Annotated in this window: 23 protein-coding genes; 13 read left to right on the top strand and 10 right to left on the bottom strand. The window is 58.1% G+C overall.

What is annotated here, in order from left to right; genetic code table 11:
• Positions 1-145: 145 nt before the first annotated feature.
• From WLZ34_RS05420 to moaC, 6 genes are read left to right on the top strand one after another with little or no spacing between them, the layout of a single operon-like run.
• Positions 146-1,600 (top strand): FAD-dependent oxidoreductase, encoded by a 1,455-nt coding sequence (locus WLZ34_RS05420; RefSeq protein WP_434731043.1) that lies wholly within the window; start codon positions 146-148, stop codon positions 1,598-1,600.
• Positions 1,597-2,085 (top strand): 4Fe-4S binding protein, encoded by a 489-nt coding sequence (locus WLZ34_RS05415; RefSeq protein WP_434731042.1) that lies wholly within the window; start codon positions 1,597-1,599, stop codon positions 2,083-2,085. Before WLZ34_RS05420 ends, WLZ34_RS05415 begins: the two co-directional genes overlap by 4 nt.
• A complete protein-coding gene (locus WLZ34_RS05410) occupies positions 2,078-2,356 on the top strand; it encodes a (2Fe-2S)-binding protein (protein WP_428724834.1) in 279 nt (92 codons plus the stop codon). The genes WLZ34_RS05415 and WLZ34_RS05410 overlap by 8 nt, the downstream gene beginning before the upstream one ends.
• Positions 2,349-3,479 (top strand): NAD(P)/FAD-dependent oxidoreductase, encoded by a 1,131-nt coding sequence (locus WLZ34_RS05405; RefSeq protein WP_434731041.1) that lies wholly within the window; start codon positions 2,349-2,351, stop codon positions 3,477-3,479. The genes WLZ34_RS05410 and WLZ34_RS05405 overlap by 8 nt, the downstream gene beginning before the upstream one ends.
• Before the next feature lie 20 nt (positions 3,480-3,499).
• A complete protein-coding gene (gene moaA, locus WLZ34_RS05400; RefSeq protein ID WP_434731040.1) occupies positions 3,500-4,414 on the top strand; it encodes a GTP 3',8-cyclase MoaA in 915 nt (304 codons plus the stop codon).
• Between the two features lie 11 nt (positions 4,415-4,425).
• Positions 4,426-4,869, top strand: a complete 444-nt coding sequence (moaC, locus tag WLZ34_RS05395) for a cyclic pyranopterin monophosphate synthase MoaC (protein ID WP_434731946.1) — start codon at positions 4,426-4,428, stop codon at positions 4,867-4,869.
• Here the strand turns inward: moaC and WLZ34_RS05390 are convergent.
• On the bottom strand, positions 4,844-5,299 hold the full coding sequence (locus WLZ34_RS05390; protein WP_434731945.1) for a molybdenum cofactor biosynthesis protein MoaE: 456 nt from the start codon (positions 5,297-5,299) through the stop codon (positions 4,844-4,846). The genes moaC and WLZ34_RS05390 overlap by 26 nt on opposite strands.
• 8 nt (positions 5,300-5,307) lie before the next feature.
• Complete coding sequence (locus WLZ34_RS05385; protein WP_434731039.1) at positions 5,308-5,541, bottom strand: MoaD/ThiS family protein; 234 nt, start codon at positions 5,539-5,541, stop codon at positions 5,308-5,310.
• Positions 5,542-5,770: 229 nt separating this feature from the next.
• Here WLZ34_RS05385 and WLZ34_RS05380 point away from each other — a divergent pair, with 229 nt between their 5' ends.
• From WLZ34_RS05380 to WLZ34_RS05365, 4 genes are all read left to right on the top strand, one after another.
• Positions 5,771-6,253, top strand: coding sequence for a DUF4352 domain-containing protein (locus WLZ34_RS05380; protein WP_434731038.1), 483 nt, complete (start codon positions 5,771-5,773; stop codon positions 6,251-6,253).
• A 63-nt stretch (positions 6,254-6,316) separates the two neighbouring features.
• Positions 6,317-6,877: a nicotinamide-nucleotide adenylyltransferase gene (locus WLZ34_RS05375; RefSeq protein WP_434731037.1), complete on the top strand. Its 561-nt coding sequence runs from the start codon at positions 6,317-6,319 to the stop codon at positions 6,875-6,877.
• 10 nt (positions 6,878-6,887) lie between these two features.
• A complete protein-coding gene (locus tag WLZ34_RS05370; RefSeq protein ID WP_434731036.1) occupies positions 6,888-7,550 on the top strand; it encodes a YkgJ family cysteine cluster protein in 663 nt (220 codons plus the stop codon).
• Positions 7,543-8,451, top strand: a complete 909-nt coding sequence (locus WLZ34_RS05365) for a biotin--[acetyl-CoA-carboxylase] ligase (RefSeq protein ID WP_434731035.1) — start codon at positions 7,543-7,545, stop codon at positions 8,449-8,451. The genes WLZ34_RS05370 and WLZ34_RS05365 overlap by 8 nt, the downstream gene beginning before the upstream one ends.
• On the opposite strand, the gene WLZ34_RS05360 is transcribed toward WLZ34_RS05365, so the two are convergent.
• Together WLZ34_RS05360 and WLZ34_RS05355 are read right to left on the bottom strand one after the other, a co-directional pair.
• The gene (locus tag WLZ34_RS05360) at positions 8,448-9,803 is read right to left on the bottom strand and encodes a TldD/PmbA family protein (protein ID WP_434731034.1); all 1,356 of its coding nucleotides are present in this window, start codon (positions 9,801-9,803) and stop codon (positions 8,448-8,450) included. The two genes, WLZ34_RS05365 and WLZ34_RS05360, sit on opposite strands and share 4 nt — an antisense overlap.
• Positions 9,793-11,193, bottom strand: a complete 1,401-nt coding sequence (locus WLZ34_RS05355; protein ID WP_434731033.1) for a TldD/PmbA family protein — start codon at positions 11,191-11,193, stop codon at positions 9,793-9,795. The genes WLZ34_RS05360 and WLZ34_RS05355 overlap by 11 nt, the downstream gene beginning before the upstream one ends.
• Before the next feature lie 86 nt (positions 11,194-11,279).
• Between WLZ34_RS05355 and WLZ34_RS05350 the strand changes: the two genes are divergently transcribed.
• From WLZ34_RS05350 to WLZ34_RS05340, 3 genes are read left to right on the top strand one after another with little or no spacing between them, the layout of a single operon-like run.
• Positions 11,280-13,559 (top strand): DEAD/DEAH box helicase, encoded by a 2,280-nt coding sequence (locus tag WLZ34_RS05350; RefSeq protein ID WP_434731032.1) that lies wholly within the window; start codon positions 11,280-11,282, stop codon positions 13,557-13,559.
• A gap of 52 nt (positions 13,560-13,611) precedes the next feature.
• Complete coding sequence (locus WLZ34_RS05345) at positions 13,612-13,911, top strand: lipoate protein ligase C-terminal domain-containing protein (RefSeq protein WP_434731031.1); 300 nt, start codon at positions 13,612-13,614, stop codon at positions 13,909-13,911.
• Positions 13,898-14,695 carry a lipoate--protein ligase family protein gene (locus tag WLZ34_RS05340; RefSeq protein ID WP_434731030.1) on the top strand — a complete coding sequence of 266 codons (798 nt, stop codon included), beginning with the start codon at positions 13,898-13,900 and terminating at the stop codon, positions 14,693-14,695. The genes WLZ34_RS05345 and WLZ34_RS05340 overlap by 14 nt, the downstream gene beginning before the upstream one ends.
• Before the next feature lie 83 nt (positions 14,696-14,778).
• Here WLZ34_RS05340 and WLZ34_RS05335 read toward each other — a convergent pair whose 3' ends face one another.
• The 6 genes from WLZ34_RS05335 to WLZ34_RS05310 form a co-directional block, all read right to left on the bottom strand.
• Positions 14,779-15,045: a hypothetical protein gene (locus WLZ34_RS05335; RefSeq protein ID WP_428726677.1), complete on the bottom strand. Its 267-nt coding sequence runs from the start codon at positions 15,043-15,045 to the stop codon at positions 14,779-14,781.
• Positions 15,046-15,092: 47 nt separating this feature from the next.
• Complete coding sequence (locus WLZ34_RS05330) at positions 15,093-15,794, bottom strand: hypothetical protein (RefSeq protein WP_434731029.1); 702 nt, start codon at positions 15,792-15,794, stop codon at positions 15,093-15,095.
• Positions 15,791-17,083 carry an ATP-binding cassette domain-containing protein gene (locus tag WLZ34_RS05325; RefSeq protein WP_434731028.1) on the bottom strand — a complete coding sequence of 431 codons (1,293 nt, stop codon included), beginning with the start codon at positions 17,081-17,083 and terminating at the stop codon, positions 15,791-15,793. The genes WLZ34_RS05330 and WLZ34_RS05325 overlap by 4 nt, the downstream gene beginning before the upstream one ends.
• A gap of 23 nt (positions 17,084-17,106) precedes the next feature.
• Positions 17,107-17,832, bottom strand: a complete 726-nt coding sequence (locus tag WLZ34_RS05320) for an ECF transporter S component (RefSeq protein WP_434731027.1) — start codon at positions 17,830-17,832, stop codon at positions 17,107-17,109.
• A 68-nt stretch (positions 17,833-17,900) separates the two neighbouring features.
• Positions 17,901-19,202, bottom strand: coding sequence for a pyridoxal-phosphate dependent enzyme (locus tag WLZ34_RS05315; RefSeq protein WP_434731026.1), 1,302 nt, complete (start codon positions 19,200-19,202; stop codon positions 17,901-17,903).
• Positions 19,199-19,687, bottom strand: a complete 489-nt coding sequence (locus tag WLZ34_RS05310) for an Lrp/AsnC family transcriptional regulator (protein ID WP_434731025.1) — start codon at positions 19,685-19,687, stop codon at positions 19,199-19,201. The genes WLZ34_RS05315 and WLZ34_RS05310 overlap by 4 nt, the downstream gene beginning before the upstream one ends.
• Between the last annotated feature and the right edge of the window lie 55 nt (positions 19,688-19,742).

Raw genomic sequence — 19,742 nt, 5'->3', positions numbered from 1 at the left:
CTGCGTCGTCTCTCCTTCGGGTGGATGGAGCTCAAGCCCAGCTATGGGCGTAATAACGCTTATTTACTTTACGGTCGCTCCAATATCCTATGTACAGGTATAAGCATGTTTACCGAGAGCCGATAGCTGACCCGGGGGGTGGTTGTTGAGGGGCTACAGGATAGAGGAACACCCTATCCTAAAGTTCAGGCGTGGTAGAGTTGTCAAGTTCCGCTTCAACGGCGTAGAGGTTGAGGGTTACGAGGGCGAGAGCGTTCTAGCGAGTCTCTACGCTCTGGGCTACAGGGTCTTCTCTTACAGTAAGACCGGTAGGCCTCGCGGCGCTTTCTGTATGATAGGCAAGTGCTCGAGCTGCCTAGCCAGAGTCAACGGTGTCCCGAATACCAGGATCTGCATCGAGCCCGTGAGGGATGGTCTCGTCGTCGAGACCCAGAGCGGGCTGCCCGAGATCCCCTCGGAAACACACAGCGACGTCTCCGAGGAGGAGATCGAGGCCGATGCCGTAGTTGTTGGTAGCGGCCCGGCCGGTCTCCAGGCAGCGCTGACGCTCGCCGGACACGGGCTAAAGGTTGTACTCGTGGAGGAGCACTTCAAGCTCGGCGGGCAGCTGGTTAAGCAGACGCACAGGTTCTTCGGAGACACGGCGTACTACGGTGGCGTGAGGGGGTTCAGGATCGGCGAGCTACTCGCGGAGAAGGTTCGCGCTAGCTCGAACATGAAGGTCCTAACCTCAACAAGGGTCTACGGGTTCTTCGCCGAGGGCTACCTCGGCGCAGCGACGGTCACCGGCGAGCCCAGACACTACCTGATCAAGTCGAAGTACACGATCGTCGCCACCGGCGCCTCGGAGAGACTCGCGTTGTTCGAAAACAACGACCTCCCAGGAGTAATGGGAGCAGGGGGTGCCCAGACGCTAATGAACGAGTACGGTATTAGGCCGGGGGACAGAGCCATCGTCGTCGGGAGCGGCAACGTGGGGTTAATAGTCGCCTACCAGCTACTCCAGGCAGGCGTGGACGTGAAGACCATACTGGAGCTCAGGGACGAGATCGGCGGGTGGTTCGTCCACGCAGCAAAGATCAGGAGACACGGCGTCCCCATCAAAACGAGGCGTACTCTGCTGAGGGTGGAGGGGCACGATAGAGTGGAGAAGGCCGTGTCCGTGGCAGTCGACGGGGGCTACAACCCAATACCCGGGACCGAAGAGGCGTACGACGTCGACCTAGTCCTGCTGGCCGTCGGGCTCCAGCCGAGCTATGCTCTGCTCGGCCAGATGGGGGCTGTAGTAAAGCACGTCCCCGAGCTCGGAGGTCTGGTCCCCGTGAGGACCTGGAGCATGGAGACCTCGATACCGGGTGTATACGTGGCCGGCGACTTGTCCGGTGTCGAAGAGGCTACAGCGGCTTTCCTCGAGGGAGAGCTGGCGGCCCAATCGATTCTTGAGAAGGAGGGGTTGGCAGACGGGGGGAGGGCGGAGGTGCTGCACTACTTGTGGAACGTGTACAGGATGAGCCCTGTGCTCGAGAGGGCGAGGAGAGGTAAGCTGTCGGTGACGCTGAGCGAGGGGGAGATGGAGGAATTGAGGAGGGGGGCGGGTTGAGCTTCCGGAGGACCGGAGTACTGTCCTTCGAGGAGCTGGCTAGGCTGGGCATCATACCGCCCGAGGAGAGAGTGAAGAAGAAACCGGTTGCTATAATAGAGTGCCCGGAGGAAGTCCCCTGCAACATATGCGTATCCGCATGCCCATTCAACGCTATCAGGAAGGAGACTCTCTACTCTCGCCCTAGGCTGGACGAGTACAAGTGCATAGGGTGCGGTGTCTGCGTCGTAAAGTGCCCCGGGCTAGCGATATTCGTGGTCGACCTCCGCGGCGGAGACGCGCTCCTCACACTCCCCTACGAGATGAGCCCGCCGCCAGCGAAAGGGGACAAGTGCCTCTTGCTCGACAGAGAGGGAAAGGTTGTAGGCGAGGGGGAGGTAGTCAAGGCGTGGTCCTACGACTCGACGTGGGCCGTCACGGTGCGCGTCCCGCGCGATATGTGGCTCCACGTGAGGGCTGTTAAGGTGGTGAAGAACCGTGCTTGACGCGAAGAAGGTGATCGTGTGCAGGTGTGAGGACGTAACACTCTACGACGTCGAGAAGGCCATAGAAGAGGGGTTGACGGACCTCGAACTCTTGAAGAGGAAGCTGAGGATCGGTATGGGACCCTGCCAGGGCTCTGGCTGCCTACTGCTCGTCGCATCCGTCCTCGCGAGAAAGAAGGGGGTCCCCGTATCCGAGGTGCCCCTCCCGGTTAGCAGGCCCCCGATAACCCCGGTTCAGTTAAAGTTCTTCGCGGGTGGTAAGAGTGGCTAGGCGGCTGATCGTAGTAGGTGCGGGCGTGACAGGGCTCATGACGGCCAAGTTCCTGGTCGACAGGGGCTTCAGCGACATTCTCGTCATAGACAGGAAGTACCCGGGGTCGGGCGGTAGCTTCAGGTGCGCTACGGGCGTTAGGGCGAGCTTCACTAGTAGAGAGCACATTAAAGTGATGCTCAGGGCCGTAGACCTGTGGCCGAAGCTGTCTAAAGAGCTCGGGATAAAGTACTCGAGAGACGGTTACCTGTGGCTCCTCACGAGGGACAGGGACGTCGAGTTCTTCAGAGAGGCGGTGAAGTTCCAGAACAGCCTGGGCGTCCCTACCAGGCTCGTAACACCCGAGGAGGTGAGGGAGCTGGCCCCCACGATAAACACGTCTAGCGTCGTCGCCGCTGTCTACGACCCCATAGCAGGGAAGGCCAGCTGTTTCGACAGCGTGACGAACACGCTGACACACCTCCTAGCCAGGGGGGTCGAGGTCAAGTGGGGTGTAGAGGCTAGAAAGATAGCGCGCGAAGGAGGGGGGCTCGTCGTCGAGACGAACATCGGCTCCCTTAGGGCTGAAAACGTCCTGGTGGCTGCCGGGGACGGGAGTAAGAGGTTGCTCGAGACCTTGGGCGTCGACCTGCCGATTAGGAACCTCCCCAAGCACGCCCTAGTCACGGAGGCGTTTAGACCAGTCTTCAAGCCCCTGATCATAGACTGGGCCACCTCATCCTACATCGTCCAGCTGTTCAACGGCAACTTCTACATTGGCGCCGACATACCCGAGGTCTACGACACGGTGGCGAAGGTGAAGCTCGAGTTCCTCAGGAAGGCTGCGAGAGTGTGGACATCTTACTTCCCCTGGCTTAGGGAGGTCTACGTGCTGAGGTACTGGACGGGGTACTACGACATGACGCCCGACCACCACCCCGTAATAGGCCCCGTGGAGGGCCTCGAAGGGGTCTACGTCGCCGCAGGCTTTAGTGGGCACGGGTTTATGATGGCTCCTGCCGTCGGCGAGGCCCTAGCGTCGTACATACTCGGGGAGAGGCCACTCGTCCCCGAGTTCGAGAGACTATCCCCTGGCAGGTTCGCGAGGGGGGAGCTTATAAGGGAAATAGCCGTATTCGGCTAAAGTAGACCTAGTGGTTTTCGATGCTCGTAGACAGGTTTGGTAGGCCTCTCACGAGCCTTAGGATCAGCGTCACCGAGAAGTGCAACCACAGGTGCGTTTTCTGCCATAGAGAGGGCCTTCTAAACTACGAAAGCGAGAGCGAGCTGGGGGCAGAAGACTGGGGCTTCGTGGCGAACGTCGCGAGCTACCTCGGTATAAGGGACGCTAAGCTGACCGGTGGGGAGCCGCTAGTCCGTAGAGACATAGTGGAGATCGTTAGGGAGATCGCGGGGAACGGGCTGAGCACCTCGATAACAACGAACGGTAGCCTGCTCGACAAGTACGCTAAAGGGCTCGCCGAGGCCGGAGTTGACCACGTGAACGTGAGCCTGCACTCCCTGAGGGAAGACGTGTTCAAGGCTATAACAGGCGGGGACCTCAAGCGGGTTCTCCAGGGTATCGAGGCCGCGCTACAGTACGGGACCAGGCTGAAGCTCGACTTCGTAGTACTGACGTGGAACAAGGACGAGGTCGCGGACCTAGTCGAGTTCGCGTCGAAGAGAGGGCTGGAGATAAACATGATCGAGCTGATCCCGCTCGGAGTCGACGCCGAACTGTACAAGAGGATACACGTCGAGTTGAGGGAGGTCGAGGGGTACCTAGAGAAGAGGGCGGTCAAGGTCGAGGTCAAGGAGTTCCAGAGCAGGCCAGTCTACCACCTCGACAACGGCGTGAAGGTCACACTTATTAAAGGCTTCTGTAACCCCGAGCTGTGTGCTAGGTGTACCAGGATTAGGTTCACCCCAGACGGGAAGATCAAGCCGTGCCTCTTCAGGAACGACAACCTCGTCGACGCGAGGCCCTACATCCTATCCAGGGACTTCCACGGGCTGGTCGAGGCGTTCAAGAGAGCTAATAGCCTGAGGGAACCCTACTTCAAGGTAGTCAAGGGGTGACCGCCTTGAGTATGGTGGACATCACCGAGAAGAAGCCAGTCTACAGGGAGGCTGCTGCCGAGGGCGTCATAAGGCTTAAACCCGAGACGCTCAGGTTGATCAAGGAGGGCAAGGTAGAGAAAGGAGACGTGCTCGAGGTGACCAGGGCGGCTGTTGCTATGGCTGTGAAAAAGACCAGCGAGCTCCTCCCGTTATGCCACCCTATCCCTGTCACTCACGTAGAGACCAGCTTCGACTTCCCGTCAGACGACGAGCTCAGGTTGACGGTGAAGGTGAAGACGGTTGCTCAGACGGGCGTCGAGATGGAGGCGCTGACGGGCGTCGCGGTAGGCCTCCTCAACGTATGGGACATGGTGAAGAAGTACGAGAAAGACGCGGAGGGCCAGTACCCGGACACCAGGATAGAGTACATAAGAGTGGTCAGTAAGGTCAAGACCTCGCCCTCTTCACCCTAGTCTCGTCGCCGATAATCCAGTACTCGCCGTCCTCCCTCACCTCGAGCTTGAATATCGGGGCCTCTTTCTTCACCCTGTCTATGATAACCCTCGTAGCTCTGTTGACCTCGTCCCTCCCTCTCCCGGCCGCGACGATGACGACTGTTGCCTCGCCGGGCCTCACCTCTCCCAGCCTGTGGAGGATGACCACGGCCTCTAGGCTGTTCTTCTCCGCCTCCTCTCGTGCGATCCTCTCGAGCACCCTCTCGGCGACCTCCTTGTAAGCCGTATAGACCAGCTTCTCGACCTTGAACCCGCCGACCCTCCCCTTGACGACCCCCATGAATACCTCTACTCCGCCGACTTCCTTGTCCACCGCCGTCTTACTCACCTCCTCCAGGATACTCTTGAGCCTGCCTGCTATGTCCCCTTCAACTAGCTCGGCTCTCACGATCAACGTCAACCACCCGAGGAAGGTGGCAATAACACTACCCTGTCTCCGTTGTAGACCACGCGCGACTCGGGTGCCGGCTCGTCGTTCACGAAGACGACGATGCTAAACCTCCTCCTCACCTCGAGGGGGACAAGGGTTTCCACCAACTCCCGCACGGTGACCCCCTCCTTGAAAGTGTACCGTCCCTCCCTGACGTAGTCCCCGAGAACCCCGTACGCCTTGATATAGACCTCCAGCACGAATCATACACCTGCGACGAGATCCAACCCCAAGTAGCCAACTATGTCTTTCAAGCGCTTTAAACCCGAGCAGTGGAACGCCCGCTACAACAACTTGGGCAGGACGCGGGAGGGCCCCCCTGTTTCCCCACAGCCCAGGCCCGAGTTGATCGAGTCGGTTTAAACCTTACGATAAGATACAGTAAGCTTTTAATTATAGACTGTTAAGTAATTATTTGACGGTGAAATAATGAGGGCGATCGACCCAGTCATAGCTACAGTTATTATTGTTGCGGTGACCATAGCCGTCGCGATCGCTGTAGCCCTCTGGATGACAGGCCTGGTCGGAGGCTTTACAGGCACCGAGAACCTCCAGATAGTCAACTCGTACGCGCTTGCGACCACAACACCCGGGCAGGGCTGGAGTATAACACTCACAGTAAAGAACGCGGGGACGACCACGGCTACGATAGACCAGGTCTTCGTGAACGGGATACCATATGATGCGATTACTTTAACTTCTGTTACCGGTACCGTAACGGTCACCAATGCTAAGGTAACCTTGACCGGAAATCTGCCACTGACTCTCTCGCCAGGTAATAGCACTACAATACAGTTGTTCATACCCTTGGGGACGAGCTCCGCGCTGAGCTTCTCGTCAGGGCAGCAGGTCGAGATCAAGCTACACACTGCGAGCGGCAAGACCTACCCTGTCCAAGTCGTCCTACCTTAACGGTAGTTCCTGAACCCCGATACGTTTTTACAGGTTTTTAATAACTCCTCGAGACATACTCCTATGGGGTGCTTGTTGACCGACGACCGATGCCTGATGATAGCCAGGTTCCAGCCGTTCCACTACGGTCACTTGAACGCGCTAAAGTTCTGCTACGAGAGGTTTGGCGAGGTCGTGGTCGTAGTTGGGATGGCCAGCCAGAGCCACACGCCGGAGAACCCCTTCACGGCGGGCGAGAGGGTCCTGATGATCAGGGAGAGCCTGAAGTGGAGTGGTCTACCGCTAGACAAGTTAATTACAGTAACGCTCCCGACACTAGAGGTCAGCAGAGTTGCCGTGCACTACGTCAAGCTCTACAGCCCCCCGTTCAAGCACGTCGTGACGTTGAACCCCGTCATACAGAGGGTATTCATGGAGGAGGGGTATACGGTGGTGGAGCCTCCCAGGCTGGCGAGGGAGAACTACAGGGGTAGTATCATAAGGAGGCTCATAGCCGAGGGGAGGAGTGAGTGGGAGCAGTTGGTCCCGCCGCCCGTTGTCGACATTATTAAGAGCGTTGACGGTGTAGAGAGGATCAAGATGCTCTACAGAGAGAAGCTGCCAGGCTACTACGCGACCGTGTAAGGGGTAGTACATGAGGTTCGTCTGCACCCTCTGCGGCGACTGCTGCCGGGCGAGCCCCGTAAGCCTACTGCCTCACGAAGACGTTATTCTCAGGGAACTGGCGGAGGCGCTCGGTCTGCCTTACAAGAGCTACAACGGGTACTACATGTACGACAGGGTATCGGGCTACAACCTGGCCTTCAGCTACGTGATGGACTTGGTTGACGGGAAGTGCCCTTTTCTCGCGGAAAACCTCTGCAGGATACAGAACGTCTACAAACCACTCATATGCCGCAGTTTCCCCTACATACCGAGACAGGTGAAGTACAACATCGACTCCTACAACCGAGTCGTCTACGCCACAGTTGAGTACGGGCTCAGCCTGATGTGCCCCGTCATAAAGAAGGACAGGAGCGTGCTGGAGAAGTACAGCGAGCTGAACCCCGGGATACTCTCAGAGTACATGCCATACGAGTACGACGCGGCAAACGAGATGGAGCGTATACGGAGCCTATTCCTAGCACTGCTCTCCACGCTCTGGAGGCTTGGCATTGTAGACCTCGAGCCTGGGAGGCCCGGCGCACCCTTCTACAACCTCTACTTGTTCCTGGCGCGGCACTACCCCGACTTACCACACATACTCAAGGTAGACCATGTCACGAAGAGGTTGGCGGAGTTGGAGACCTATGAGTGAGCAGCCAGGTATAGCCGAGCTTCTGCTACTAGACCTGCTAAGCGCGAAGAGGAGCGTCGGATTAAACGAGCTGTCGGGCGAGCTGGGGCTCGAGGGGGAAGAAGTCCTGAGGCTTGTCGAGAAGCTGTCGAGGAACTACATCATCAGGCTAGAGGGGAGTAGAGTATCGTGGTTCAGTGGGGACAACCCGAGGACTTTCAAACCGTGGGGCTGGATGCTCCAGTACAGGGTGGTCACGGGTTCGACCATGGCGGCGGCCAGGCACCTCAACCCCTGGAGCATAGTCGTTGCGGAGTACCAGCTGTCTGGGAGGGGGAGGTTTGGTAAGAGCTGGGTAAGCTCCTTGGGCGGCCTCTGGGTCACCTACAAACTGAGGGTCTCACCAAGGGCCGCGTCGATATCTTCCCTGGCTATCCCCCTGTACGTGATCGAGTCCCTTGAGAAGGCCAGCAATACAACGTTCAACGTGAAGTGGCCGAACGACATAACTTTCAAGGGGAGGAAGGTGTCCGGGGTACTCCTCGAGGCGGAGTCGATAGGCGAGGACATAGTACTCTACGTGGGGATAGGGATCAACGTGAACAACGAGCCTCCTCTACCCACCGCCGAGTCCCTCAAGAATGTCACGGGCGAACTCGTGGCGAGGAACAAGGTCCTGTCCGTTTTAACGAGCCTGATATCTAGAATCGAGCACTACGCTAGGAGGCCCGAGACGATAATGCACGAGTACACCAGCAGGCTGGAGACGCTAGGTAGGAGGGTAAAGGCGGAGACCGACGAGGGCACCATTGAAGGCGTTGTGGAGGACGTTGACGAGCAAGGTAGGCTGGTCTTGAAAACAGACGGGGGCGAGGTCCGCCTCGAGCCCTACAGAGCGAGGAACGTCAGGTACGTCGACTAGCCGCCGGACACCTTGGCCTCAGCGATGTACAAGCTGGGGGTTACGTAGTTGGAGTTTACCTCCGCGTCCGACCCCACCTCGACGAGCTTGCCGCCCAGCCACTCGTATATGTTCCCCGCCACGACAAACGATTTGACGGGCCTTACTCTCCCGCCGTCTACGAGTAGCCCGTGAGTGACTGTGAAGTAGACCTGCCCCGAGACGAAGTTGCTCATCCAGCTACCTATAGTCGAGTAGACCACGATACCCCTCTTCAACTCCCTGGTGAACTCCTCTAAGCCCCCGCTACCATTCTCGAGCACGACGTTTGTTGGAGCCGGGGCCGTGGAAGCCCCGGGTAGAGTCCTGAAGCCGTTACCAGTCGACTCCATGTTAAGCCTTTTAGAGACGTAGTAGTTGGTCAGAGGAGTCGCGAAGACCCCCCTGTCGAACACGGTCTTGGAGTAGACGCCAACACCTTCGTCGTCGAAGCTCCTAGACCCGTAGTGAAGCGGGAGCGTCGGGTCGTCGCGTACAGTGACCTTCTCGTTGAGCACGGGCACCCCGATCTTCCCCTTCAACGGGCTCCTGCCCTCGACGATGTTTAGGCCCGAGACAGCAGGTATAAGAGCTGCCGTTAAGACCTCGGCTGCGACCCTAGGAGCCAACACTAATGGGTACACGCCGGATTCTGGGGTAGCGGGACCCCGGAACAGAGTGGTGTAGTCAACAGCCTCTACCACTCTCTTCACGAGCTCTTCTTCAGCTATCCTCCTGCTCCCCAACGAGAAGTCGTACGTCGAGTCGGTCCCGCCGAACACCGACTTCACGCTCCCGTACGCCCCGAAGAGACTACACCTCTCGCTCACGTCTACACCGTTCGTGTTGACCACCCTGATGTTCACCCTGGCCAGCTCCACCAGCCCCTCCATGACGGTAGTCCTGTCCGCACCTACTACACGACCCCGCTCCACCGCGCTGTCCACTACCAGCTTAGCCAGCTCGACGGCCTTTTCCGGCTCCAGGTAGTCAAAGTGTTTAGAGTACGTCTCGGACCTGACCCCTCTATCGATTTTCGGCGGAAAGCCCTGCCAGTAGGGGTCCTCGGGGGAGCTCCTCACCGCCCTTTCCAGGTCCCGCAAAGCCTCCTCTAAACTCGTACCCAGGTCGCCGACGGATATCCCGGTCACCCTCCTCCCGATCGCCGCCCTCAACCCATAAATAGTCCTCGCGCTGAACAACACCGGCTTGATCTCGCCCGAGACGATGGAGACCGTGACCCTCTCCGTGCTGACGGCCGCGACCTCGAGCTCGCTCAGCCCTCTCCTCAACCCTTCTCTCAGGATCGCCTCAGGGTCAAGCCTAGCCTCCAAGAGCCACACCCCTGACTCTTACGTGGGGGCCCCCGTCGCCCACCCTGACCATCTGACCACCCTTACCGCAACCGCCGAAAACGCTGGTCTTGACCTCCAGGTCTAAGCCGACAGCGTCCACGTTGAGGAGCGTCTCCAGGATGTTCCCTGCTATCATGACCCCTCTAATCATCCCCTGTACCTCCCCTCCCTCGATAATGAAGCTAGGGCCGCTCGTGAAGGTGAAAGAGCCGGTCGCGGGGTTTACCTGACCCCCGGAGGCGCCGCGGCCCTTCAGGTACACCCCCCTCTTCGTGTCCTGTACGATCTCGAATGGGTCCCAGTCCCCCGGCTCGAGGTATATGTTGGTCTGTCTCACGAGTACGTTGTCAGCATAGGTCATGGACCTCCCGTTGCCCGTCGGACTCGCGTTGAAGAAGCCCGCTGTCTCTAGGTTGTGGAGGTAGCCCCTGAACACCCCCTTCTCTATCAGGTAGACCTTTACCTTGGGAGACCCCTCGTCGTCGTACGGCAGGTACACGCCACCACTAACCCTCCCGTCGTCAACTATTGAAACGAGCTCGCTGGCCACGACGCTACCCACTTTATTCTCGAGAACGCTCCCCCCGGACATCACTATGTCCGCCTCGGACGCGTGGCCGAAGGCCTCGTGGATGAGCAGGCCCACCATCTCGTTGTCCAGCACCACGTCGTACTTGCCGGGCGGGAAGGCCTTCGCTTTAAGGGCCCCTACTACGAGCTCGGCATTCTCCTTAAAGAGCCTCTCCCAGTCGAAGTTCTTGACAAACTCCCATCCTGCAACCCTGGACTCCCCGTGAGAGAGCCTCTCCATAGAGCCCTCGGCTTGTGCTACAAGGACACCGCCTACGCCCACCATCCTCCTCGTGAAGTCCACGTAGTCCCCTCTCGAGGAGGCGATCACCCTCCTGTCTTTTTCGAAACCGTACCTCAAAACAACGCTGGACAGCGCCCTCTCCTCTCTTAGAGTAGCGTGAATAGCCTTGAGCAAGTCCACTTTTTCCGACACGTCTACGTCGACCGGGTCGATCGAGTAGTCGCTCGCGACCCTATCCCTGTGAACGCCGCGGCTCGCCACCCTCGCAGGCCTGGACCTGCCCTCGAGGGCCCTGGCAATCCTGAGCGCCTGCTCCAGGGCATTTTTCAGAGAGGGCTCGTTGAGGTCGTTCGTAGACGCGTAACCGACGAACCCCTTGTAAAACACCCTGAAGCCGACGCCCCGGCTCTTGGAAACGGTCGACTCTCTCACCACGCCGTTGTCTAGTAAAATGAACTCGTATGTATGCTCCTGGTACCTGACATCAACGTAGTCCGCTCCCATTTCCTCGCCTTTCCTAATCCAGGACACGGGGTCAAAGCCCAACGAGACCATCTCAGCCAATAATAAACACGGAGTGAAGTTAAATGGCTTTCTCGTATAGGTATTAGTTGTGTAGCAGTTAGTGCGAGTAACAACCCATGATAAGAGACAGGCTCCTACTGGAGGTCAACAGTGAGCTGGTACAGCTCTACCCCCGCGCCGGAGCCTCCATTGTACACGAACACGTGGAGGAGTCCGTCGAGCCCGAGCCAGGTCCAAGCGTAGAGGATTTGAACCTACCGGAGGACCTGAGGCGGACGCTCATCAAGGCAGGCATAAGTAGGCTCTACAAGTTCCAGTACGAGGCCTTCGAGAACATACTAAACGGCTTCAACACGGTGGTAGTGGCTGGGACGGGGACCGGCAAGACGGAGGCCTTCCTCATACCCATACTAGTCGACGTCCACCGCAACCCTTCACCCCTGCCGAGAGCCGTAGTGACCTACCCCACCAAGGCGTTGAGCAGAGACCAGCTAGCGAGGCTCCACAAGTACTTGGTCTTCGGTAAAGTATCAGCGGGCGTCTATGACGGCGATACACCGGTCGAGGCCAGGAGGAGGATGAGGTCTCAGCCACCGGCTGTACTTATAACGAACCCCGACATGATACACGTAGGCCTAGTCCGCAGCCCCGCGATCAGGTCGTTCGTCGACCGTGCGAAGTTCTTCGTTGTCGACGAGCTCCACGTCTACGAGGGGGTGCTCGGCACGCACCTGAAGTACATAGTGGACAGAGTAAAGCTAGCTAGGGGAGGGCAGCTCCAGTTTATAGCCTCTTCAGGCACTCTCAGCAACCCCAAGGAGTTCGCCGAGAGCATCTTCGGAGTCGACGTAGTGGTCGTCAAAGGACCCAGTAGGAGGAGAGGCGGGGCCGTACACGCCCTTGTCTCGACGGGCTACTTGAGCAGGTGGACTATAGCGGCGGCCCTATCGAGTATACTCGCAAAGAGGGGTCTCAAGCACATAGTCTTCGTCGACAGCCAGCAGATGGCGGAGCTCGTGGCAAGGATCGGTAGGAGCTTCGGGACAGAAGTCTTAGTCCACAGGGCTGGCCTCCCACCCGAGGAACGTAGAAGAGTTGAAGAAAAGCTGAAATCCGGCGAAGTACTCGCCGTCGCGGCCACGCCTACTCTAGAGCTCGGAATAGACATAGGTGACCTCGACGCCGTCGTCATGTCATCGCCGCCGCCCAGCTTCACGAAGTACGTCCAGAGAGCTGGTAGAGCCGGTAGGAGGGGGAGACCCGGCTACATCTTCACGATATTGGCCGACGACCCCATAGACTCGTACTACGAGAGGTACCCGACCCAGTTCTTCAGCCAGGAGATACCACCCTCCGTCATAGAGCCCTCCAACATAGAGGTCGCAAAGGTCCACCTGATAGCCCACCTACTCGAGAGGGGGCGCGTGCACTTAAACGGCCTCCCACCCGTCTGGAGGAGGGCTGTCGAACTCCTCATAGAACAGGGGCTCGCGTACACCAGGGGCTACTACGCCTACCCCCGCCGCAGGCTCGCAATGGGCTTCCTCGAGGAGTACAGCAGTATCAGGAGCGGGGGCCCCCTCGTCGAGATCTACGACGAGGCGACAGGCGAAGTGTTGGGGTCCAGGGAGTTACCCCAGGCGCTCCTAGACCTCTACCCCGGTGCGATCTATTTCATTCAAACCAAGCCCTACGTCTCGCTGGGGGTCGACGTCGGGAAGAGGGCCGCTAACGTGAAGAGGCTGGGTGAAGACGTGGACTACTACACTAAGCCCTTGTACACCGTGGACGTGGTCGACTTCGAGGTCCTCGACGAGCGCGTCTCCGAGAGAAACATACCACTAACCTACGCTAACGTCGAGCTCGAGATCGCTGTCGAGGGTTACGTTGTCAAAAACGCCTTCGACGACAGAGGCGGCGAGAAGTACTGGCTCGACACGCCCCTTCGCTACTCCTACCCGACTAAAGCCGTCCTGGTCAAGTACCCGACGATCGAGGAGTGGGACAGGCTCGGCCACGCCGAGGCGTTCCACGCGATTGAGCACTCCCTGATCTCCGCCGCGAGAATAGTCTGCGGCGCCGGTTTGACGGACATGGGTGGGGTGAGCTACCCCAGCGGCGACATCGTGATCTACGATGCTGCGCCTGGCGGCAGCGGGCTTGCCAGGCTGCTTTTCGAGAGGTTCGAGAGGGCCGAGGAGATAGCCCACGACATCGTCTCGTCCTGCAACTGCGAGGATGGGTGCCCTAGGTGTATCTACTCCCCGTTCTGCGGCAACAACAACCAGGTGCTCTCTAGGAGGAAGGCCGCGTACTACCTAAATGGCCTGCTCGCGGGTAAGCTGGCCGAGCACGGTAAGCCCCTGGAGGCGAGGTATGGGAAGCCCATCGCCTGAGGCCCCCAAGTTTTAATCCCTAGATCAACCTATATTGAGCCGGTAGACGGAGTTGCGGATAGGCGTATACGAGCACAAGGCCAGGAAGGGGCTGATTAGAGTCAGTTTAAAGATCGTAGAGGGAGTAATCGAAGAAGCGACCATTACAGGCGACTTCTTTATATACCCTGAGGATGCCCTGTTCGAGCTGGAGGCTACACTCAGGGGGGCTAAGGCGTCTTGGGAGGAGGTCTCGTCTAGGCTAGACGAGTTCTTCAGCCGGGGCGTAGAGCTAGCGGGCTCAACGCCCGAGGACTTCAAGACGGCTTTGAAGAGGGCTCTCGTGGAGGCGGGTGTACATGGGGAGGCTTAGGGTCCTTTTCTACGAGACCCCGGACAACCCGTTCTACAGCCTAGCGTTCGAGGAGGCGATATTCCAGAGCGTCATGCGCGGCGCCGACGCGACGCTGAGGTTCTGGAGACACAGCAACGCTGTCATTATAGGCTACTTCCAGAAAGCTGACGAGGATGTGAACATCGAGTATGCGAGGAAGATGAACATCAGTATCGCGAGAAGGTTCACAGGCGGGGGAGCAGTGTACCACGACCTCGGGTGCCTCCTCTGGACGGTCGCCACGAGGGGCCCCGAGACGGGGTCTACCTCCTACCTCTACGACTACCTGTTGGAAGGCTTCGTGAAGGCCCTGAGAAGGCTGGGCTTCACTGCTGTACGAGAGAACGTCAACGACGTTGTCGTAACAAGCGGAGACAAGTCCTTCAAAGTGTCCGGGGCAGCAGGCAGTTTCAGGGGTGGTACCTACCTACTCCACGGCACTCTCCTTCTGAATACCAACTTAGAGGTGCTGTCGAGGGTGCTCAGGGTCTCGAAGGCCAAACTAGCCGATAAAAAGGTCAGCGACGTGAAGTACAGGGTCACGAACCTGGCGAACCTGAACCCCTCGATAGGCGTCCCAGACGTGGTCAAGGCCGTGGTCGAGTCCTACAGCGAGCTACTGGGGTTAGAACCATACTACGACCTACCGAGCAGAGAGGAGATCGACCTGGCCAGGAGACTGTACGAGGCCAAGTACTCGAGAGCCGAGTGGAATCTGCTCAGAATGCCCCACTCATACTTCGAGCTTTCCAGCACCTCATAGAGCCGTTTTTATAACTCCCAAACCCCTTATTACGAGTACTGGATGGGGAGGGAACCGAACGCCGAGTCGAATGACGAGTACTATCATACCGACAGTACGTTTTCTACACTCACACTTCCTTTCATGAACTTGAATAGCCTGATCAGCGGGCGCTTACTCACTACAAACACGATCTTCTGCTCGCTGTAGGGGTTGTAGAACCCCACCCTCCTCTCCTCGAGGACTGCCGGCTTGGGCTTGTTGTGACAGCAGCAGTCCTCGCACACCTTAGCCGAGTCGATATCAGGGTAGACCGAGTGGCAGTAGTCGCAGACGTAGTACACGAGCCCGTCAACCTTAACCGTGATCAAGCCCCCACCCTCAATCTTGGATCGGAACTAGACCCTTATCACTTTTTTCACGGGAGGACGACGTACAGGACTACAAGGCCCAGAGACGCCGCCGTGAGAAGAGCGGTGTGCACGGCCGAGCTCCTCGTTGGTAGGACCCCTTTAACACGACCCCCTACCTTGAGCCAGTTGTACTCCTCGACGAATCCGCCGTACTCCAACATTATGGCGACAGCTGGTGCCAGCCTCCTGTGGGGCTTCTCCCTCTTCAAGACGCCTATGTGAATGGAGTCGACGAGGACTCTTAACCCGTAGGGTATAGTGCGCCAGGTGAGCAGAGGGTAGTAGCCTGGGGCTCGTAGTCTCAGCAGTGTGTTGGCGACCTTCACCGGGCTGAGGGCTGCGGCTAGGAACAAGATCAGGAGAGAGACTGCTAGAGACCTGACCAGGACAACGACTGCGCCTACGGCGTCTACGCCAGGTAAGCCCACGTAGCCGCTTACATAAGCCGTGAGGGAAAACCACGCAGCTGGTATAAGTGAGAGTACGAGAGCGCTGTAGAGCCAGCTCCACCCTGGCCAGACAACGGAGAGAGGTAGAGTGGACCCCATCACGGCGAGCGCCGAGACGGCACCCGGCTTGGTGACCACGAGCAGACCGGAGGCCAAGTACAGTAGCTTAGACCACGTGTAGGAGAGCCTGAAGCCCTCCTCTCCCCTCAAGAAGAGGGCGCGGTAGACTAGGTTGACTAGAGTCGCTATAAGGCTCACACTACAACACCACGGTCGATTACTACTTTCCTCTCGACGGCCCTCACGAGCCTATCGTCGTGACTCGCGATGACCACCGTTTTACCCTCCTCGACCAGCCTCTCGACAACTTCCACGACCCTGTTGGCGTTGAAAACGTCCAGCCCTCCAGTCGGCTCGTCGAGCAAATATACGTCAAAACCGCCGAGGTAGGCCGATGCGATCGCTAGCCTCCTTCTCTCCCCAGAGCTGAGGTCCGCCAGCTTACTCCCCACAACCCCTCTCAGGTCGAACAAATCAGCTACTTCTCTAGCTCTGTCCTCGTCACCGCCCGCCATGTACACCAGCTCTTCCCACGGAGTGGGCATCGAGAAGTACGCCAATGGGTTCTCCGGTATGTAGATCGGCCTACCCTTCACAGCAACGCTACCTCTACTGGGTCTCAGGAGCCCAGCCACTAGTTTCAAGAGCGTGGTTTTCCCAGAGCCGTTCCTGCCCACTACCGCTGTAAGGGTGCCGGAGCCGACCTCTAGGTCGACACCTCTCAAGACCCAGCCGTAGCCAGGGTACTTGAACCACACGTCTTTAAGCCGGACAGCGAGCCCGCTGCCGCCCCCTCTCCCTAGCCGAGGGCTCTTCACCTCCCAGGCCCAGCTAAGCGAGTAGCCGTCGTACTCTACGACGCCGTCGTTCATCAGTACGAACCTCGGCCTAAGCTCTGCCCAGAAGAGTGGGTCGTGGTCCACGACTACAAACCCCTTTCCCTCACCAAGTTGCTGTTGGACGAGGCTCTTCATTTTCGACCTGCCGGCCTCGTCGAGGTAGACGAGGGGCTCGTCCATCACGATAACTCTAGCGCCCGTGGCAAGCGCTTCAGCCCACAGCAGTAACTGCGTCTGCCCCGCGCTCAGCCCGTACGTTATGAAGTCCTCCACGCCTCCGAGACCAGCCTCGTTTAGAGCCTTCAGGTCGCACTTGTCTCGCACGATAAGCTGAGTATAGCAGAACTCCGACATCACAGTGTAGCCTATTATCCCGTACCAGGGCTCCTGGGGTATGTAGGCTAGCACTCCCGCCAGTTCGCCCGGCTGGTACTCCTTCACGCTTTTACCGAGTAGGTGGACGTCGCCGCGGAGGTAGCCTCCACGTAAGGTAATAGTGTTGGTCAAAGCCCTTGCCAGGGTCGTCTTGCCTGAGCCAGACTTGCCTGTTACGACTACCAACTCCCCCTCGTCTAGCTCGAGGCTCACGTCTCTGATTCTAAAACCTCCGGCGTAACCAGCCTCGTCTATCTTGGCCTCTAAGAGCAATAAAGTTCCCTTTCCTGTGGATACTACTTCTGTTTCACGAAACCTGCCCTATATAGCCACACCGCCACCGGTAGAGAGATTATGACGCCTGACACGGCCTGCCCTATGTTTACGGGGACTTCGTACAGCGCGTTGATGGGGGGTCTACCCGTAAGGGGATTACTGACGAAGTACTCGTAGAAGAAGTAGCCGGCAACCATCAACGAGCCCGCGATAAGCAGGGCGAGGGGCTCGAGGGACTTCACTATGTACCTCGTCACACCGTAGACTACTACAGCCCCGAGCAGGACCGTGACGAGAAGCCAGCCGTACCATGGTATGAACACCTCGCTAGACGACAAGCTGAACCAGAGCCACGAAGAGGGCCCCAACATGACCCTGCCAGCCCAGTAGGACACCCCGTAGTACAGGCCCAGGGCGTAGACCGCGCCTACACTAGCGGCCGCGACGGCCTTCTGCCTGGTTCTCCTGAAGAGCCCTATTAGCACCCCTGCTAAGTAGCCCTCGGCGAACTTTATGACAAAGGTGGCGGGCGCGAAGATAGCGTACCCTGTGGTCAGATCGGCTAGAGAGGCACCGACGCCGCCCGCTACCGCCGCTACTATTGGGCTACTGGTCAGGGCGGCCAGGTAGATCATGGACTCCCCTAAGTTGAAGTAGCCTCCTGTGACAGGCTGGTATATCTGGAGAGCCACCGTGGCTACGTACACGAGAACCGTGAAGACTACAGCCTCGAGACCTCTCCTCATTCTCTGTCACCAAGGTATCGCTATGTCTTCACACATTTTAAAGTTAAAACTTTAAGAAGGGCTTTAAGTCACTTTTCCACGTAGTACCTCTTCCTACCCCCCTCCTCAACGACCTTGACAAGGCCCTTCGAAGCCAGCTCTCTCAAGTGCTGGTAGACAGCTTGAGGCGATATGTTTAAACCAAGCTTCTTCCAGACCTCGTACCCTGTAAGCCCGGGGTGGTTCGTTAACACCTCGAGTATGAGCCTCTTAGTCACCCCGGGGAAGACCTCTGTGAACTTAAGCCTCCTGGCTCTGGCGTATGCCTCCGGGGACTTAAGCCCGTGACTCGTGACTAAAACAACACTCTTGTCTAACGGCTGCTTCAGGAAGCCGGCGAACCCCACCGCGGAAGAGGCCTCGGCGAAGAGGCCCTCGCTGCGGCTCAACCTCTCGGCGGCCTCGATGGCCTGCTTCCTAGTCACAGTCACGACATCGCCGTTCTCTTCGATCAACCTCAGCACGTGCTCGTAGATGACCGGCCTGTAGTACCTGAGCCCGGGCAGGGGCTCCTCGCCACACGGGGAAACGTTATACAACGCGGAAGCGTACAGCGGTCTACCACAGGGCTCAACCCCCACGAGGAGCGGGACCTTTCCCATGACACCTAGCTCGACGAGCTCCTTGAAGCCCAGGTAAAGAGAGAGTAGTGTCAGCCCGCTACCTAGTGGCAGGTAGACCGCCTCCACAGAAGAGCCGAGCTTCTCGTAGATCTCGAAGGCGATCGTCTTCAAACCTTGAACGGACAAGTAGTTGAAGGTGCTTGAAGCGTTGTAAAGACCCTCTTTCCGGCTTCTCTCCTCGACGTACTCCAGCAGCTCGTCCAGGCTCTTATTGTCAACGATCACCCTGGCCCCAAACGACTTCATCAGTATGATCTTCTCCTCCTCAACCCACTCCGGGACGTATATAGTGGCGGAGAGGCCTGCCCTCGCGGAGTAGGCAGCTATGCTCGACCCGGTATTCCCGTCACTAGCCAACACGACTCTCCGCTGCTTACTAGACAGGGCGTCGCTCACCATCAAGGCAGCCGCACGGTCCCTGAAACTGCCCGTAGGGTTCCTAGTCTCGTCCTTGAACCACGCCACCAGGTCTCCTTCTACAGCTCTTCCAGCCCTAAGAAGGGGTGTAGAGCCCTCGCCGAGCGTCACCTTCTCCCCGATACCAGGTAGGAGGCTTGAGAACCTCCACACCCCCTCGCCCGCTTGCGTCTCCCACCTAGGTTTGTAGACAGGTCTCACGAGCCCTCCGCAGTGTGGGCACACGAGGTACCTCTCGTGTACATAGGTGCGCCCGCACCTCTCGCACTTGGCGAGTAGACTAGCCGTCACAAGGGCAGCCTCTTCTCCTCTTTCGCCACCCTGAAGATAATGCTAGTCCTGCTCTGCTTAATATAGGGGTGTTTAAGGAGCCACTTGACGAACTCGTCTAGCTCGCTGATGCTCTTGAAGGAGGCTATCACCGCGACGTCGAACTCGCCCGTTATATCGTAGACTGCCTCGACGTTCTGGTGTCTCGATATGTCGCTCTCGACGTCCAGTATGTGCTTCCCGTCCACGTTCAACAGGATGAGGGCTTTAACAGTGTACCCAAGCTTGCTGTAGTCGACCTCTACAGTAAACCTCCTGATAACCCCCGCCCTCACCAGCCTAGCCACCCTCTCGTGGACCGTCGATACAGGCTTAGCGAGCTCGTAAGCGATGTCCTTCAACCTACGCTTGGAGTCCTCCCGTAAAATTTCCAATATTTTCTTGTCAACCTCGTCGAGTAGCCCTGGATAGCTTTCGGGCCTCTTCCTCAAGCCCTGGAATCCCATTCATAAACTAGCATTTAGACTTTTTAAACTTTCCAGAGTCTTAAATAGGCCCATT

Origin of the sequence: Thermogladius sp. KZ2Tp1 (assembly GCF_051131135.1) — an archaeon.
Classification (GTDB): Archaea; Thermoproteota; Thermoprotei_A; order Sulfolobales; family Desulfurococcaceae; genus Thermogladius.
Note: the sequence above shows the minus strand (reverse complement) of the source record. Positions and strands in the feature narration are given on the sequence as shown.

Coding starts and splice junctions, on each gene's coding strand:
- moaA (WP_434731040.1), top strand. CDS start 3,500: ATGCTCGTAGACAGGTTTGGTAGGCCTCTCACGAGCCTTAGGATCAGC.
- moaC (WP_434731946.1), top strand. CDS start 4,426: ATGGTGGACATCACCGAGAAGAAGCCAGTCTACAGGGAGGCTGCTGCC.
- WLZ34_RS05380 (WP_434731038.1), top strand. CDS start 5,771: ATGAGGGCGATCGACCCAGTCATAGCTACAGTTATTATTGTTGCGGTG.
- WLZ34_RS05375 (WP_434731037.1), top strand. CDS start 6,317: ATGGGGTGCTTGTTGACCGACGACCGATGCCTGATGATAGCCAGGTTC.
- WLZ34_RS05370 (WP_434731036.1), top strand. CDS start 6,888: ATGAGGTTCGTCTGCACCCTCTGCGGCGACTGCTGCCGGGCGAGCCCC.
- WLZ34_RS05365 (WP_434731035.1), top strand. CDS start 7,543: ATGAGTGAGCAGCCAGGTATAGCCGAGCTTCTGCTACTAGACCTGCTA.
- WLZ34_RS05355 (WP_434731033.1), bottom strand. CDS start 11,193: ATGGTCTCGTTGGGCTTTGACCCCGTGTCCTGGATTAGGAAAGGCGAG.
- WLZ34_RS05350 (WP_434731032.1), top strand. CDS start 11,280: ATGATAAGAGACAGGCTCCTACTGGAGGTCAACAGTGAGCTGGTACAG.
- WLZ34_RS05340 (WP_434731030.1), top strand. CDS start 13,898: ATGGGGAGGCTTAGGGTCCTTTTCTACGAGACCCCGGACAACCCGTTC.
- WLZ34_RS05320 (WP_434731027.1), bottom strand. CDS start 17,832: ATGAGGAGAGGTCTCGAGGCTGTAGTCTTCACGGTTCTCGTGTACGTA.
- WLZ34_RS05310 (WP_434731025.1), bottom strand. CDS start 19,687: ATGGGATTCCAGGGCTTGAGGAAGAGGCCCGAAAGCTATCCAGGGCTA.